Source organism: Bacillus sp. BD48 (genome assembly GCF_046566805.1).
Taxonomy (GTDB): domain Bacteria; phylum Bacillota; class Bacilli; order Bacillales; family Bacillaceae; genus Bacillus; species Bacillus safensis.
The window spans coordinates 39,715-55,318 of record NZ_JANGFM010000008.1; the positions used below are offsets into that span (position 1 = coordinate 39,715).

At 41.9% G+C, this 15,604-nt stretch carries 15 protein-coding genes and 1 pseudogene; all 16 read left to right on the forward strand.

Going from position 1 to position 15,604, the window contains the following annotated elements; translation table 11 throughout:
• Window positions 1–31 precede the first annotated feature (31 nt).
• The 16 genes and pseudogenes from tilS (at window position 32) to lysS (ending at window position 15,258) form a co-directional block, all read left to right on the forward strand.
• Window positions 32–1,454 (forward strand): annotated as a pseudogene (gene tilS, locus ACLGGR_RS18765) (tRNA lysidine(34) synthetase TilS).
• A complete protein-coding gene (gene hpt, locus ACLGGR_RS18770) occupies window positions 1,451–1,990 on the forward strand; it encodes a hypoxanthine phosphoribosyltransferase (protein ID WP_008357399.1) in 540 nt (179 codons plus the stop codon). Before tilS ends, hpt begins: the two are co-directional and overlap by 4 nt.
• 95 nt (window positions 1,991–2,085) lie before the next feature.
• On the forward strand, window positions 2,086–3,987 hold the full coding sequence (gene ftsH, locus ACLGGR_RS18775; protein ID WP_142946806.1) for an ATP-dependent zinc metalloprotease FtsH: 1,902 nt from the start codon (window positions 2,086–2,088) through the stop codon (window positions 3,985–3,987).
• Between the two features lie 162 nt (window positions 3,988–4,149).
• Window positions 4,150–4,926 (forward strand): type III pantothenate kinase, encoded by a 777-nt coding sequence (locus ACLGGR_RS18780; RefSeq protein WP_024427185.1) that lies wholly within the window; start codon window positions 4,150–4,152, stop codon window positions 4,924–4,926.
• A 14-nt stretch (window positions 4,927–4,940) separates the two neighbouring features.
• A complete protein-coding gene (hslO, locus tag ACLGGR_RS18785) occupies window positions 4,941–5,816 on the forward strand; it encodes an Hsp33 family molecular chaperone HslO (protein ID WP_142946807.1) in 876 nt (291 codons plus the stop codon).
• Window positions 5,817–5,862: 46 nt separating this feature from the next.
• Window positions 5,863–6,771, forward strand: coding sequence for a peptidyl-prolyl cis-trans isomerase (locus ACLGGR_RS18790; RefSeq protein WP_041115232.1), 909 nt, complete (start codon window positions 5,863–5,865; stop codon window positions 6,769–6,771).
• A gap of 77 nt (window positions 6,772–6,848) precedes the next feature.
• On the forward strand, window positions 6,849–7,772 hold the full coding sequence (gene cysK, locus ACLGGR_RS18795) for a cysteine synthase A (protein ID WP_024425655.1): 924 nt from the start codon (window positions 6,849–6,851) through the stop codon (window positions 7,770–7,772).
• A gap of 124 nt (window positions 7,773–7,896) precedes the next feature.
• Window positions 7,897–9,315 carry an aminodeoxychorismate synthase, component I gene (gene pabB / locus ACLGGR_RS18800; protein WP_410973657.1) on the forward strand — a complete coding sequence of 473 codons (1,419 nt, stop codon included), beginning with the start codon at window positions 7,897–7,899 and terminating at the stop codon, window positions 9,313–9,315.
• Between the two features lie 13 nt (window positions 9,316–9,328).
• Window positions 9,329–9,922, forward strand: coding sequence for an aminodeoxychorismate/anthranilate synthase component II (gene pabA, locus ACLGGR_RS18805; protein WP_024425656.1), 594 nt, complete (start codon window positions 9,329–9,331; stop codon window positions 9,920–9,922).
• The gene (gene pabC, locus ACLGGR_RS18810) at window positions 9,919–10,767 is read left to right on the forward strand and encodes an aminodeoxychorismate lyase (protein ID WP_410973658.1); all 849 of its coding nucleotides are present in this window, start codon (window positions 9,919–9,921) and stop codon (window positions 10,765–10,767) included. Before pabA ends, pabC begins: the two co-directional genes overlap by 4 nt.
• A 9-nt stretch (window positions 10,768–10,776) precedes the next feature.
• Entirely contained in the window at window positions 10,777–11,634 is an 858-nt protein-coding gene (gene folP, locus ACLGGR_RS18815) for a dihydropteroate synthase (RefSeq protein ID WP_142946811.1), read from the forward strand.
• Window positions 11,627–11,989 (forward strand): dihydroneopterin aldolase, encoded by a 363-nt coding sequence (gene folB / locus ACLGGR_RS18820; RefSeq protein ID WP_024425659.1) that lies wholly within the window; start codon window positions 11,627–11,629, stop codon window positions 11,987–11,989. Before folP ends, folB begins: the two co-directional genes overlap by 8 nt.
• The gene (folK, locus tag ACLGGR_RS18825; RefSeq protein ID WP_024425660.1) at window positions 11,986–12,489 is read left to right on the forward strand and encodes a 2-amino-4-hydroxy-6-hydroxymethyldihydropteridine diphosphokinase; all 504 of its coding nucleotides are present in this window, start codon (window positions 11,986–11,988) and stop codon (window positions 12,487–12,489) included. The genes folB and folK overlap by 4 nt, the downstream gene beginning before the upstream one ends.
• Window positions 12,441–12,674: a helix-turn-helix domain-containing protein gene (locus tag ACLGGR_RS18830; RefSeq protein WP_024425661.1), complete on the forward strand. Its 234-nt coding sequence runs from the start codon at window positions 12,441–12,443 to the stop codon at window positions 12,672–12,674. The genes folK and ACLGGR_RS18830 overlap by 49 nt, the downstream gene beginning before the upstream one ends.
• A complete protein-coding gene (dusB, locus tag ACLGGR_RS18835; protein WP_142946812.1) occupies window positions 12,667–13,668 on the forward strand; it encodes a tRNA dihydrouridine synthase DusB in 1,002 nt (333 codons plus the stop codon). Before ACLGGR_RS18830 ends, dusB begins: the two co-directional genes overlap by 8 nt.
• A gap of 90 nt (window positions 13,669–13,758) precedes the next feature.
• On the forward strand, window positions 13,759–15,258 hold the full coding sequence (lysS, locus tag ACLGGR_RS18840; RefSeq protein ID WP_034284259.1) for a lysine--tRNA ligase: 1,500 nt from the start codon (window positions 13,759–13,761) through the stop codon (window positions 15,256–15,258).
• Window positions 15,259–15,604 lie beyond the last annotated feature (346 nt).

The following is a 15,604-nucleotide window of genomic DNA, read 5'->3' on the forward strand; positions in this document are numbered from 1 at the left end:
TAAATTACCTGCTCTTTGTGAGGAGGAAGTTGTGAATAGAATTGAATCTTTTTTGAAAAAACATGATGTTTACCTTGAAAATACGACAGTCATTGTCGGGGTTTCCGGCGGACCGGATTCCATGCTCTTACTGCATGAACTTAACAAGCGTCGCAAAAGTTCCTATCAGCTGATTGCAGCCCATGTAGATCACATGTTCAGAGGAGAAGAGTCCTTTGCTGATTTGGCATTTGTTGAGGCTTACTGTAAGGAGCACGAGATCCCTTTTGAATCGTCCCGCATACAGGTCACCCAATATGCAAAAGAAAACCGCTTAAACAAACAGGCAGCTGCAAGGGAGTGCAGATATGCTTTCTTTCGTCAATTGATGGAGCAATACAACGCTCAATTTATAGCGCTTGCACATCATGGAGACGATCAAGTAGAAACAATGCTGATGAGACTTGCGAGAGGGACTGTTGGTATTGGACTTGCGGGTATCCAAGCAAAACGTCCTTTTCAAGGTGGATGGCTGATTCGTCCGCTCATTGGATACTCTAAAGACGACGTGCTAAAAGCTTGTGAAAAAGAACATGTCCCCTATGTCATTGATCAAAGCAATCACACAGATGACTACTTGAGAAACCGGGTAAGAAGACACATTCTTCCCGTGTTAAAAGAAGAGGCACCTCATGTACATGAAAGCTTTCAGTTTGTAAGTGACATGCTGACTGAGGATGAGCAATACTTGCAGGCTTTAACAAAGGAACAAATGAACCAAGTGATAACGAGTCAATCGCCTAAACAAATTGAGATCAAAACGAAGCCTTTGCTTGACCTGCCTTTGCCTTTACAAAGAAGAGGCATTCAACTAATATTAAACTATCTTTATGAAAACACTCAATCAGCGTTTTCAAACCAGCATATTCTAGGGACTTTGGACTGGTTATCTCATACCGATCAACCGTCTGGATCATTAGATTTGCCAAAAGGTTTACAAGCTGTCAAGTCTTATGATCACTGTATGTTTACTTTTGAACGATCGCATGTATTAGACCAGTCTTATGCTCTTCATTTAAAAGTTGAGCTCGGAGAAGAGCTTTTTCTCCCAAATGGACAGTCTATCGTCGTATCAAATCATGTTCCGAAGGATGCACGGAACGGAAACCATTTTTTCTTGCTTCAAAAAGATCATGTTCGTTTCCCTTTGATCATTCGCTCACGAAAAAATGGTGATCGAATCAAACTTAAAGGGATGAATGGATCAAAAAAGGTGAAGGATATATTTATTGATAAAAAAGTGCCTCTTGCAGAAAGAGACAGCTGGCCGATCGTCACTGACTCGGATCATCAAATCATCTGGATCCCAGGTCTGAAAAAATCCGTTTTTGAAGAAATTGATATGACAAACAGCGATCTCATTGTATTACAATATAGACAGCATGAAAATTTGTAGGGGGCAAGCAAAAGCATGAAACAAGATATTGAAAAGATTTTGATCTCAGAAGAAGAGATCCAGCAAAAAGTGAAGGAACTGGGTGCAACATTAACCAGTGATTATGATGGTAAATTTCCCCTGGCTATTGGTGTTTTGAAAGGTGCTCTTCCATTCATGGCAGACCTGATCAAACACATTGATACATATTTAGAACTTGATTTTATGGATGTATCTAGCTACGGAAAGTCTACCGTATCTTCTGGAGAAGTAAAGATCATTAAGGATCTAGATACTTCTGTTGAAGGAAGAGATATTTTGATTATGGAAGATATCATCGACAGTGGGTTAACTTTGAGCTATCTGGTAGAACTTTTCCGATACCGTAAAGCAAATTCCATTAAAATTGTGACATTGCTTGATAAACCAAGCGGTCGCAAAGCAGACATCAAAGCAGATTATGTTGGATTTGAAGTGCCAGATGCATTTGTTGTCGGCTATGGATTGGATTTCGCTGAACGTTACCGAAACCTCCCGTATATTGGAGTGTTAAAACCATCTGTTTACGAAGGCTGATCAGCATACGTATACATGAGGTTATTGGTTGTGTTGGAATGATTTTCTATGATACTATTGAACATAGTTGTGCTTACTGTGGGAGGAGGTAAGGAATGAATCGGGTTTTTCGTAATACGATTTTTTATATACTTATTTTATTACTTGTGATAGGGGTCGTTAGTTGGTTAGGATCCCCAAATCAAAAGCCTGAGAACATGTCTTACAGCAAATTTTCGCAAAATCTAAGTGCGGGAAAAGTGGAGAGTATCTCCATTCAGCCTGTAAGAGGGGTTTATGAAATTCGTGGTCAATTAAATGGCGCGAAGAAAGATCAATTCTTCATTACCCATGTTCCAGATGGTCAAGGTGTTGACCAAATTTACAGTGCACTGAAGAATACAGATGTAAAAGTAGAACCAGCACCTGAAACAAATGGATGGCTGCAAGTTCTGACAACCATCATTCCGTTTATCATCATCTTTATTCTGTTCTTCTTCTTATTGAACCAAGCTCAGGGCGGCGGAAGCCGAGTCATGAACTTTGGTAAGAGTAAGGCGAAGCTTTACACAGAAGAGAAGAAACGTGTGAAATTTAAAGATGTTGCCGGTGCAGATGAAGAAAAGCAAGAGCTTGTAGAAGTGGTAGAATTCCTGAAGGATCCACGTAAATTTGCGGAACTTGGCGCAAGAATCCCTAAAGGGGTTTTACTAGTAGGACCTCCAGGTACAGGTAAAACATTGCTTGCGAGAGCTTCTGCAGGAGAAGCAGGCGTTCCGTTCTTCAGCATCAGTGGTTCTGACTTCGTCGAGATGTTCGTCGGTGTCGGTGCATCACGTGTACGTGATTTATTCGAAAATGCGAAAAAGAATGCACCTTGCTTAATCTTTATTGATGAGATTGATGCAGTGGGTCGTCAGCGTGGAGCCGGTCTTGGCGGTGGTCACGACGAGCGTGAACAAACGCTTAACCAGCTTCTTGTTGAAATGGATGGTTTTAGTGCCAACGAAGGTATTATTATCATTGCTGCGACGAACCGTGCAGATATTCTAGACCCTGCATTGCTGCGTCCAGGACGTTTTGACCGTCAAATTACGGTTGACCGCCCAGATGTTATTGGCCGTGAAGAAGTACTGAAAGTTCATGCGAAAAACAAACCGCTTGACGAGTCAGTCAACTTAAAAGCCATTGCAAGCAGAACACCAGGGTTCTCTGGAGCAGATCTTGAGAACTTACTAAACGAAGCAGCACTTGTTGCTGCCCGTCAAAACAAAAAGAAAATCGATATGCGTGATATCGACGAAGCGACTGACCGTGTCATCGCTGGGCCGGCGAAGAAAAGCCGCGTCATTTCGAAGAAAGAACGTAATATCGTGGCTTACCATGAAGCAGGTCATACCGTCATTGGTCTTATCCTAGACGAAGCGGACATGGTGCATAAAGTAACGATCGTTCCTCGTGGTCAGGCAGGCGGATATGCGGTCATGCTTCCAAGAGAAGACCGTTATTTCCAAACGAAACCAGAGCTTCTTGATAAAATTGTCGGCTTGCTCGGCGGTCGTGTTGCAGAGGAAATTACGTTTGGTGAAGTAAGTACAGGCGCTCACAACGACTTCCAGCGTGCAACAGGCATTGCAAGAAGAATGGTCACAGAGTTCGGTATGTCTGATAAACTTGGTCCTCTACAATTCGGTCAATCACAAGGAGGTCAAGTATTCCTTGGCCGTGATTTCAACAATGAGCCGAATTACAGTGAAGCGATCGCTTACGAAATTGACCAAGAAGTTCAGCGTTTCATTAAGGAGAGCTATGAACGTGCGAAACAAATTCTCACTGAGAATAAAGATAAGCTAGAAATCATCGCACAAGCCCTTCTAGAAGTTGAAACATTAGATGCTGAGCAAATTAAATCTCTTTACGAAACTGGAAAGCTTCCAGAGCGTGTATACGCAGATGACGAAGAGAAAAACGATGATGTGAAAGTAAACATCAAGAAAAAAGAAGATGAGGAGATCTAATCTCCTTCTGTGAAAGCTGCCGGGATCACCGGCAGCTTTTTTTATTTCGATTCGTGAATGGATCGGTTTCGAATTGTTTACAAATGGAACTCAATTCGTGTATGGTATGATAGAAAGTCGAAAAATGCTCTTTTTGAGAAACTATTCAAAGTGGTGATGAAGTTGTTACTCGTGATAGATGTAGGAAACACAAATACCGTTTTAGGTGTTTATCATAATGGCGATCTAAACTACCATTGGCGAATTGAAACAAGCCGTCATAAAACAGAAGACGAATTTGGTATGTCCATCAGGGCTCTATTTGATTATGTGGGGCTGATGTTTGACCAAATAGAAGGAATTATCATCTCGTCTGTTGTCCCGCCAATGATGTTTGCACTTGAAAGAATGTGCGAAAAATATTTTCACATAACACCCCAAATTGTAGGGCCTGGAATGAAGACTGGATTAAACATTATGTGTGACAATCCAAAGGAAGTCGGGGCAGATCGAATTGTCAATGCAGTAGCAGCAATTCACCTATATGGGGCGCCTCTTATTGTGGTAGACTTTGGAACAGCAACAACCTACTGTTATATCAATGAACAAAAACAATACATGGGTGGAGCGATTGCACCGGGTATTACCATCTCAACTGAGGCTTTATATACAAGAGCGGCGAAACTGCCGAGAATTGAAATTGTCCGTCCTGATCACATTGTTGGAAAAAACACCATCAGTGCGATGCAATCCGGCATCCTTTATGGATATGTTGGCCAAGTCGAGGGAATAGTGAAACGGATGAAGCAGCAAGCCAAACAAACACCGAAAGTCATTGCAACAGGCGGTTTGTCTACATTGATTGGAAATGAATCAGACTGCATTGATATTGTCGATCCGTTCCTTACATTAAAAGGGCTGCAGCTCATTTATGAACGTAATCGTGTAGGTGTATTATAGGAGGTTTAAATTAAATGGATTACTTAGTTAAAGCGTTGGCATATGACGGTAAAGTCCGCGCATATGCTGCAAACACAACAGATACAATCAACGAAGCACAAAGAAGACATCATACGTGGCCGACTGCATCAGCAGCGATTGGCAGAACGATGACAGCAACAGTCATGATGGGTGCTATGCTGAAAGGTGAGAATAAATTAACTGTCAAAATAGAAGGCGGTGGACCAATCGGCGCCATTATTGCTGATGGAAATGCAAAAGGCCAGGTACGAGGATATGTCTCAAACCCACAAGTTCACTTTGACTTAAATGAACAAGGCAAGCTGGATGTTAGACGTGCAGTCGGAACAAGTGGAACGTTAAGTGTTGTCAAAGATATCGGGCTGAAGGACCACTTTACAGGACAAACGGAAATCGTCTCAGGTGAAATTGGAGATGACTTCACTTATTATCTTGTTTCTTCTGAGCAAGTGCCTTCCTCTGTAGGCGTAGGTGTCCTTGTCAATCCAGATAATTCGATCCTCGCAGCAGGCGGTTTCATCATTCAATTGCTGCCTGGTACAGAAGATGCTGTCATTGAGAGACTAGAAAAGCGCCTGTCGACCATTGAACCAATCTCTAAACTCATTGAAAAAGGGATGACACCAGAGGAAATATTAGAAGAAGTACTCGGGGAAAAACCTCAAATTTTAGAAACTCTACCTGTCGAATTTTCTTGTAACTGCTCAAAAGAACGGTTTGCAAATGGCATTATCAGCCTAGGGAAAGCCGAAATTGATGATATGATTGAACAAGACGGACAAGCAGAAGCTCAATGCCATTTTTGTAACGAAACGTATGTATTTACAAAAGAAGAGCTAGAAGAGCTGCGTGAAGAATTAACCCGCTAAGCTCTAAGCAGCGGGTTTTCTTTTTAGAATGGAAAGGAGACGAAAGATGAGACTAAAAGCAAGAGTGGTATGGACATTTATCCTCGTGTTGCTCATGATTAATGCCGTTGTCATTGCATATGTATTAACAAAGTCACAAATGTCACAGGCTTCTTCTAACGGGAAGAGCGGTGAAGAAATTGCGTCGATTGGAAAAGAGAAGGTGACGCGTCAAGAATGGTTAAAGAAGATGGAAGACCGCTACGGTAAGGCGACACTTGAACAAATGATCAATCAGAAGGTGGTCAATCAGCTTGCTAAGCAAAATAAGCTGGAGGTGTCTTCAAAAGAGATCAATCGTGAATTGCTCATGCTCAAAGCGGTGTCTAATAATTTCTACGAAGATGGACATACAAGTGAGAAGGAATGGAAAGAACAGATTCGTTATCAAATTTTATTAGAGCAGCTTTTAACGAGAGATGCCGTTGTTTCTGAAAAAGAAGCGAAATCGTTTTATGAAAAAAACAAGGACTTATATCAATATGATGATTCATACCGCATTCGCCATATCGTTGTGAAGACAAAGAGCGAGGCTGAAAATGTATTGAAAGATTTAAAAGGTGGATCTAGCTTCGAAGCTGTGGCAGCTGAACGTTCAATCGACCGTTACACCTCACCATACGGCGGAGATCTTGGATTTGTGACAGAAGAGCAAGAAAGTATCCCAGCCCTATACATACAAGAAGCTCAAAAGCTTCAGCCAGATGAATGGACGAAAGAGCCGATTCAGACCAAAAACGGGTATGCCATTATTCAGTTAAAAGAAAAATTAAATGGCCGCTCTTTCTCCTACGAAGAAGTCAAAGATCAGATTAAAAGACAGATCGCCATGGAAGATCTAGGTGAAAAGGCGAATGTCAAAACCCTTTGGAAAGAAGCAAAAGTCACATGGTTTTACGATGGCGAGCAGGACTAAAAGCATTGACAAAATTTTTTGAAATTGATAATTTAATATTAATACAATAAAATTACTCGGAGATAGAGGTGTTAGTGATGGCTCGTATTGCAAATTCAGTTTTTGAACTAATAGGAAATACACCAGTCGTTAAATTAAACCGTTTAGTGGATGAAGACAGTGCGGATGTCTACTTGAAACTTGAATATATGAACCCAGGCAGCAGTGTCAAAGATCGTATTGCTTTAGCGATGATCGAAGATGCTGAAGCAAAAGGTACATTAAAAGCCGGCGATACGCTTATTGAACCAACAAGCGGAAACACAGGAATCGGCCTTGCAATGGTAGCGGCTGCTAAAGGAATCAACGCAATTTTGGTTATGCCAGACACAATGAGTCAGGAGCGCCGCAACCTTTTACGCGCTTATGGTGCAGAGCTTGTCTTAACACCAGGTGCAGAAGGAATGAAAGGTGCCATCAAAAAAGCGGAAGAATTAGCAGAAGAGCATGGTTACTTCATGCCTCAGCAATTTAGCAACGAAGCCAATGCGGAGATTCACCGTCGTACAACTGGGAAAGAAATTCTTGAACAGTTTGACGGCGAGCTTGATGCATTTATTGCAGGTGTTGGTACGGGCGGTACGATTACAGGTGCTGGTGAAGTCCTAAAAGAAGCCATCCCATCGATTCAGCTTTATGCGGTAGAGCCGACAGATTCCCCTGTATTGTCAGGCGGTAAGCCGGGTCCGCATAAAATTCAAGGAATTGGAGCAGGTTTTGTTCCTTCAATCTTGAACACAGAAATATATGACGGCATCATTCAAGTGAAAAACGAAGATGCATTTGAGCTTGCAAGAAAAGCAGCGAAAGAAGAAGGAATCCTTGGCGGTATTTCTTCTGGAGCAGCTATTTACGCAGCGCTTCAAACAGCGAAGAAGCTTGGTAAAGGGAAAAAGGTTCTGGCAATCATCCCAAGTAATGGTGAGCGTTACCTCAGTACACCTCTTTATCAATTCGATTAAACCAATCACCCCAGCATTTGCTGGGGTTTTTTCATGAATTCTGAAGATGGAAAGCAAATACTATTTTCTAAATAAATTGGATTGCATTACAATAAGGTTAATGAAAATGAAAAAGGATGATAACATGACACAACGCAGGCCGATGGGCATCAAAATTCCTTTTACGAAAGATGCATTTTTGAAAAGATACGAACAATTAACTGCTCGTGAAACACATCATGTGCTTCTTGAAAGTGCGCGCGGCGGTTCATATAGCATCGCTGGTATTCACCCGATCGCCAAAGCGAAGGGGAAAGATGGGATGACGACCATCCATTATCAAGATGAGGTGCTGTTCAAAGAGGGTGATCCATTCAGAGCGTTTACGGATTGGTTTCAAACCCTTCAAACCGAAACAAACGACGAATATCCCGATTTCCAAGGTGGAGCAATTGGGTTTTTAAGCTACGACTATGCTAGGTACATCGAGCATTTTAAGATGCTGGCGATTGACGATCTTAAAACACCGGACCTTTATTTCCTCGTGTTTAATGATGTTGCAGTCTTTGACCATAAGGAACACGCGCTGTGGCTGATTACTCACACAGAGGAAAGGGAATCAGTGAGTAAAGCGAACCAAAGGCTTGAAGAATGGAAGCGAAAGTGGACAAGCTCTTCAGAAGAATCAGCACAATCACCTGTCAATGAATCTTCCACAGAATTTGTACCAGCAGCACCTTTCACTGAAGAAACCTTTGGAGAAGCAGTAGAAAAAATTAAGCAATATATCGCAAACGGTGATGTGTTCCAAGTGAACTTATCCATCAGACAAGATGAACAGCTTCACACTCATCCGTATGATTTATACAAAACGTTACGTCAGATAAATCCATCTCCTTACATGTCTTACCTGCATACGCCTGACTTCCAGATTGTTTGTGGATCTCCAGAGCTGCTTATTAAGAAAAAAGGAACTCAGCTAGAAACAAGACCAATTGCCGGAACAAGATCACGAGGCAAGGACGACGCTGAGGATCAAGCGCTGGCAAAGGAACTCATTGAAAATGAAAAAGAACGCGCAGAGCATGTGATGCTCGTTGATCTTGAGCGGAATGACCTTGGACGCGTGTCCACTTATGGCTCAGTAAAAGTGAACGAATTTATGGCGATTGAGAAATATTCACACGTAATGCACATTGTATCCAATGTACAAGGGGAGCTGCGTGATGAATGTGATGCGGTAGATGTCATGAGAGCTGTATTCCCAGGCGGAACGATTACAGGTGCTCCAAAAGTGAGAACAATGGAAATCATAGAAGAACTTGAGCCGACAAGACGTGGGCTTTATACTGGATCTATAGGCTGGTTTGGATTCAATCAAGATATGCACTTTAATATCGTCATTCGTACTGCGTATTGTACAGAAGGAAAAGCCTTTATGCAGTCAGGTGCCGGGATCGTGATTGATTCTGTTCCAAAACACGAATATAAAGAATCCATTAAAAAAGCCTATGCAGTGAAAAAAGCATTACAGTTGAGCAAAGAAGAGACTATTTTGAGTTAGAGGTGAGCAGAGTATGATTTTAATGATTGATAATTATGATTCATTTACGTACAACCTGGTCCAGTATTTAGGTGAGCTTGGAGAAGAATTGATCGTGAAACGGAATGATCAAGTAACCATTCAAGAAATTGAAGAGCTCAAGCCGGATTTTCTCATGATTTCTCCAGGGCCATGCAGTCCCGATGAAGCGGGAATTAGTATGGAGGCGATCAAGCACTTTGCAGGAAGCATTCCAATCTTTGGTGTGTGTCTAGGTCACCAATCCATCGCACAAGTCTTTGGCGGGGATGTCGTTCGAGCAGAGCGCCTAATGCACGGTAAAACATCAGAGATTAAACATGACGGAAAAGGTGTCTTCACAGGACTTCAAAATCCGCTCGTCGCAACGAGATATCATTCATTAATTGTCAAAAACGAGACGCTGCCAGAGTGCTTTGACGCAACAGCCAGCACAAAGGAAGGCGAGCTCATGGCGATTCGTCATAAAGAACTGCCGATTGAAAGTGTGCAATTCCATCCTGAATCAATTATGACGTCCTTCGGAAAAGAAATGCTGAAAAATTTCATTGAAACCTATCGTAAAAAGGGGCATGAAGTAAACGCATGATCATTTATCTGAACGGTCAGTATATAGAGGAGAAAGACGCGACTCTTTCTCCTTTTGATCATGGTTTTCTATATGGCATCGGTGTATTCGAAACATTTACCAGCCTGGCAGGACAAGTCTTCCTGTTAGATTGGCATCTTGAAAGGCTCAATCAATCATTACGTGACCTTTGCATCGAATCCACAATAGAGAAACCATTTGTACTCGACATCATTCATACCTTACTGAATAAAAACCAAATAGCCGGCGGCCATGCGAGAATTCGCTTGAATGTTTCTGCGGGCAGAGGCAATGGGTTCTCTGCAGATCCTTATGAAGAGCCCGTCGTTTTTGTCATGATCTCTCCATTCCGTCCTGAATCTATTTTGGAAGAGAAAAAGGGAGTCGTTCTTCAAACGAGAAGAAACACACCAGAAGGGCCAAGACGCCTCAAGTCTCATCATTATATGAACAACCTGCTCGCGAAAAGAGAAGTAGGGAACAACCCGGCGTTAGAGGGCATCTTTTTAACAAAAGAAGATGATGTGGCAGAAGGCATTACCTCGAATGTATTTTGGCGAAAAGATGATGTGATCTATACACCGTCACTTGATACAGGCATTTTAAATGGGGTTACTCGTCGATACTGTATGGAAACGCTCCACGCTATGGGGGTCTCGCTAAAGGAAGGGCGATATCCAGTCTCGCATTTGCTCTCAGCTGATGAGGCATGGATGACCAATTCTGTTCAGGGAGTTGTACCTTTCAGGAGTATAGGAGACATCCACTTGCCCAAAAACAGCCGGATTATCTCAACAAAGTTAAGAATGCAATACACAAAAGAACGTCAAGACCATAAAGAGTAGGTGGACACAATGACACAACAATTGATAAAACAGCCTAAAATCATACAGGCCAAGCATCACACCCTTAGTTATGAAGAAAAGACATTGGTCATGGGCATTTTAAATGTCACGCCTGACTCTTTTTCAGATGGAGGAAAGTTTAATCAAGTAGATAAAGCGCTGGCTCATGCAGCGCAGCTGATAGAAGACGGGGCGCATATTATTGATATTGGCGGAGAATCGACTCGCCCGGGAGCGGCACTTGTCTCGGAAGAAGAGGAGCTTTCAAGGGTCATTCCTGTCATTGAGAAGATCACAAAAGAATTAGATGTACCTATCTCTATTGATACGTATAAAGCCCGTGTTGCAGATGAAGCGGTGAATGCTGGAGCCTCCATCATTAATGATGTATGGGGAGCGAAGGCAGATCCCCAAATGGCACATGTGGCAGCGAAGCACAATGTCCCAATTATTTTAATGCACAATCGGCCAGAACGAAACTACACACATCTGATTTCAGATATGATCGCCGATTTGAAAGAAAGTGTCCAAATTGCCCAGCAAGCGGGTGTCCGTGATGACATGATCATATTAGATCCAGGTGTAGGATTTGCAAAAAATAAAGAGGACAACCTGAAGGTCATGAATGAACTCGAACATTTTTGTCACCTTGGGTATCCACTGCTGCTAGCTACATCTCGAAAACGATTCATTGGTGCTGTCTTAGACCTGCCGCCTGAAGAACGTACTGAAGGAACAGGTGCGACGGTTTGCCTTGGGATTCAAAAGGGCAGTGCGATGGTCCGTGTACATGATGTAAAAGAAATAGCAAGAATGGCAAAAATGATGGATGCCATGCTGAATAAGGGAGGCGCTTATCATCGATAAAGTATATGTAAACGGAATGGAATTTTACGGGTACCACGGCGTATTTGCAGAAGAAAATAAACTAGGACAGCGATTCCGCGTGGACTTAACAGCTTCACTTGATTTAAGTAAAGCCGGACAAACTGATGACCTCAATGAGACCATCAACTATGCAGAGCTTTACCAAATTTGCAAAAGCATTGTAGAAGGTGAGCCGGTCAATCTCGTTGAAACACTGACAGAAAGAATTGCAAACCAAGTGTTAAAGGACTTTCCAACAGTTCAGGAATGTACAGTGAAGGTGATCAAACCAGATCCGCCAATTCCAGGACACTATCAGTCCGTTGCAATTGAAATGACGAGATCGCGCACATGAACAATACAGCATACATCGCATTAGGCTCAAACATAGGTAAAAAAGAAACCTATTTAAAAGAAGCCGTCAAAAAACTGCATGAACATCCAGAGGTTCAAGTAGAATTAATCTCATCGATATATGAAACAGCACCTGTAGGCTATGAAAACCAAGATGACTTTTTAAACATGGCCGTGAAAATTACCACTTCACTTCGTCCAGAGGAACTACTGTCTCTTACTCAGAAAATTGAGCAGGAGTTAGGTAGAACAAGAGAAGTGAGATGGGGTCCGCGAACGGCTGACCTTGACATTTTACTTTATAATCGTGAAAATATTGAAACAGAACAACTTGTAGTGCCGCATCCCAGAATGTACGAACGTTTATTCGTTCTTGTCCCGATGAGTGAGATTTGCCCAGAAATCGGCGAAGTACAAATAAATGCCGTAACAGACCAAGAAGGTGTAAGCATATGGAAAAAGACATGTGGGGTAGAAGAATTCGTGCATACCGAAAGCTAAAAGGGTATACTCAGGAAGGGTTCGCGAAAAGACTGGGCATCTCTGTCTCTGTCTTAGGAGAAATTGAGCGAGGCAATCGATTACCAACAAACCAATTGGTTGGTCAAATAGCAGATGCTTTAAATATAACGGTGGAAGAACTTTCACCAATTCTTGAAGAAGAAAGGAGGGGGAAAAATGTTTAAAATCGGAGATATCGAGATTAAAAACAAAGTAGTGCTCGCGCCAATGGCTGGTGTGTGCAACTCTGCCTTCAGACTGACGGTGAAAGAGTTTGGAGCGGGCTTAGTCTGTGCTGAAATGGTCAGTGACAAAGCGATCCTGATCAACAATGCGAGAACAATGGGTATGCTATACATTGATGAACGGGAAAAGCCTTTGAGCCTTCAGATATTTGGAGGGGAAAAAGACACACTCGTCGAAGCGGCAAAGTTTGTAGACCAGAATACCACAGCGGATATTATTGATATCAACATGGGCTGTCCCGTACCAAAGATTACGAAATGTGATGCAGGAGCGAAATGGCTCCTTGATCCAAACAAGATTTATGAAATGGTCTCTGCTGTCGTAGAAGCTGTAGACAAACCAGTTACAGTGAAAATGAGAATGGGCTGGGACGAAGACCATATCTTTGCTATCGACAATGCCCGTGCTGTTGAACGAGCAGGTGGACAAGCTGTTGCGCTTCACGGACGGACACGCGTGCAAATGTACGAAGGAACAGCGAATTGGGATATTATGAAAGAGGTTAAACAATCTGTTTCAATTCCTGTCATCGGCAATGGCGATGTCAAAACCCCTCAAGATGCGAAACGTATGCTTGATGAAACGGGTGTTGACGCTGTCATGATCGGAAGAGCCGCACTAGGAAACCCGTGGATGATTTATCGAACGGTTCATTATTTAGAAACGGGTGAACTGAAAGAAGAGCCAAACGTGCGTGAGAAAATGTCAGTGTGCAAACTTCACTTAGACAGACTCATTGACTTGAAAGGCGAGCATGTCGCTGTTAGAGAAATGAGAAAGCATGCAGCATGGTACTTAAAAGGGGTCCGCGGCAACGCTGACGTAAGAAACCAAATCAATCAAAGTGAAACGAGAGCGGAGCTTGTACAAGTTCTTGATAACTTTACGATCGAAGCCGAGGCAAAAGAGCTTCAAAGTATAAAAGTAGGATAAGACTATCTTTCTTTTTGTAGCTCACTGCTAGTTGATGTACTGGCAGTTTTTCTGCTTTTTTCTGCAAAATACATTATTGGAGTGATATAAATGAGTAATGAAGGGCTTAATAACGAAGAATTAAATGACCAGTTCCAGGTCAGACGTGACAAAATGAATAAAATGAGAGAAGAGGGTATCGATCCATTCGGTGAACGATATGACCGCTCTCATCAATCTGCGCAAATTATCGCTGAATATGACGAGTTTTCTAAAGAAGACTTAGAAGGAAAAGCGGCTCAAGTGACAATCGCTGGACGTATGATGACAAAGCGAGGTAAAGGAAAAGCTGGCTTTGCGCATATTCAAGATTTAGAAGGACAAATTCAAATCTATGTTCGTAAAGATAGTGTAGGGGAAGAAGCTTATGAATTATTCAAAAGCTCAGACCTAGGCGATATCATCGGTGTAACAGGAACTGTTTTTAAAACAAATGTAGGAGAACTTTCTATTAAAGCGACTAGCTTTGAGGTTCTGACAAAAGCACTTCGCCCGCTTCCTGATAAATATCATGGATTAAAAGATGTTGAACAGCGCTATCGTCAGCGCTACCTTGATCTCATTGTAAATCCAGAAAGTAAGCAGACGTTCATTATGCGAAGTAAAATCATTCAATCCATGAGAAGATACTTAGATTCTAAAGGATACTTAGAAGTTGAAACACCAACAATGCACAGCATTCCTGGTGGTGCATCAGCGCGTCCTTTCATTACTCATCACAATGCACTTGATATGCCGCTTTATATGCGTATTGCGATCGAGCTGCACTTAAAACGCCTAATTGTCGGTGGTCTAGAGAAAGTATACGAGATTGGCCGTGTTTTCCGTAATGAAGGTGTATCGACTCGTCATAATCCAGAATTCACGATGATCGAGCTGTATGAAGCATACGCAGACTACAAAGACATCATGAATCTGACTGAAAACTTGATTGCTCATATTGCCCAAGAGGTGCTGGGAACAACAACCATTCAATATGGAGAAGATGAAATTGATCTCAAACCTGAATGGAAGAGACTGCATATGGTTGAAGCAGTCAAAGAAGCAACAGGTGTAGACTTCTGGCAGGAGATGTCTGTAGAAGAAGCAAAACAGCATGCTGCTGATCATGGTGTTGAAATCACGAAAAATATGACAGTAGGTCATATTATCAATGAGTTCTTCGAGCAAAAAGTAGAAGAAACATTGGTTCAGCCTACATTCATTTACGGACATCCAGTGGAGATTTCTCCATTAGCTAAGAAAAATCCTGAAGATCCTCGCTTCACAGATCGTTTTGAGTTGTTTATCGTACGCCGTGAGCACGCAAATGCATTCACAGAGCTAAACGATCCAATCGATCAAAGAGAACGATTTGAAGCTCAATTAAAAGAACGTGAAGAAGGAAATGACGAAGCACATCTAATGGATGACGATTTTGTTGAAGCATTAGAATACGGCATGCCTCCAACAGGTGGTTTAGGAATCGGGATCGACCGATTAATCATGCTTTTAACAAATTCTCCATCAATCAGAGATGTACTGCTTTTCCCACAAATGAGAAACCGCTAATACATCAATCAAAGCGCCATTTTATCTATGGCGCTTTTTATTTTTCATAAAATGAAACTTTTTTTAAAAAAACTATTGCAAGGAAAGAATCCAGATGGTATATTATTATTCGTTGCCGCAAAACAGCAACGAGGTTAAAAAAAGAAATTGAAAAAAGTTCTTGACTTTAATCGACGTAAAATGTTAAGATATTAAAGTCGCTTACGAGCGATAACGAAAATGATCTTTGAAAACTAAACAAGACAAAACGTACCTGTTAATTCGAGTTTTTATAAAAAAATCCTATGATACTTCATAGGTAGTCAGTCAAACTGGCGAAAAGCAAAACTTCGGTTTTGTACTTTTT

Bases quoted from the DNA above. Each gene is read 5' to 3' on its own strand.
- pabC (WP_410973658.1), top strand. From the start codon at position 9,919: ATGATCATTTATCTGAACGGTCAGTATATAGAGGAGAAAGACGCGACT.
- cysK (WP_024425655.1), top strand. From the start codon at position 6,849: ATGGCTCGTATTGCAAATTCAGTTTTTGAACTAATAGGAAATACACCA.
- hslO (WP_142946807.1), top strand. From the start codon at position 4,941: ATGGATTACTTAGTTAAAGCGTTGGCATATGACGGTAAAGTCCGCGCA.
- dusB (WP_142946812.1), top strand. From the start codon at position 12,667: ATGTTTAAAATCGGAGATATCGAGATTAAAAACAAAGTAGTGCTCGCG.
- pabA (WP_024425656.1), top strand. From the start codon at position 9,329: ATGATTTTAATGATTGATAATTATGATTCATTTACGTACAACCTGGTC.
- lysS (WP_034284259.1), top strand. From the start codon at position 13,759: ATGAGTAATGAAGGGCTTAATAACGAAGAATTAAATGACCAGTTCCAG.
- ftsH (WP_142946806.1), top strand. From the start codon at position 2,086: ATGAATCGGGTTTTTCGTAATACGATTTTTTATATACTTATTTTATTA.
- ACLGGR_RS18830 (WP_024425661.1), top strand. From the start codon at position 12,441: ATGGAAAAAGACATGTGGGGTAGAAGAATTCGTGCATACCGAAAGCTA.
- hpt (WP_008357399.1), top strand. From the start codon at position 1,451: ATGAAACAAGATATTGAAAAGATTTTGATCTCAGAAGAAGAGATCCAG.
- folK (WP_024425660.1), top strand. From the start codon at position 11,986: ATGAACAATACAGCATACATCGCATTAGGCTCAAACATAGGTAAAAAA.
- folP (WP_142946811.1), top strand. From the start codon at position 10,777: ATGACACAACAATTGATAAAACAGCCTAAAATCATACAGGCCAAGCAT.
- ACLGGR_RS18790 (WP_041115232.1), top strand. From the start codon at position 5,863: ATGAGACTAAAAGCAAGAGTGGTATGGACATTTATCCTCGTGTTGCTC.
- pabB (WP_410973657.1), top strand. From the start codon at position 7,897: ATGACACAACGCAGGCCGATGGGCATCAAAATTCCTTTTACGAAAGAT.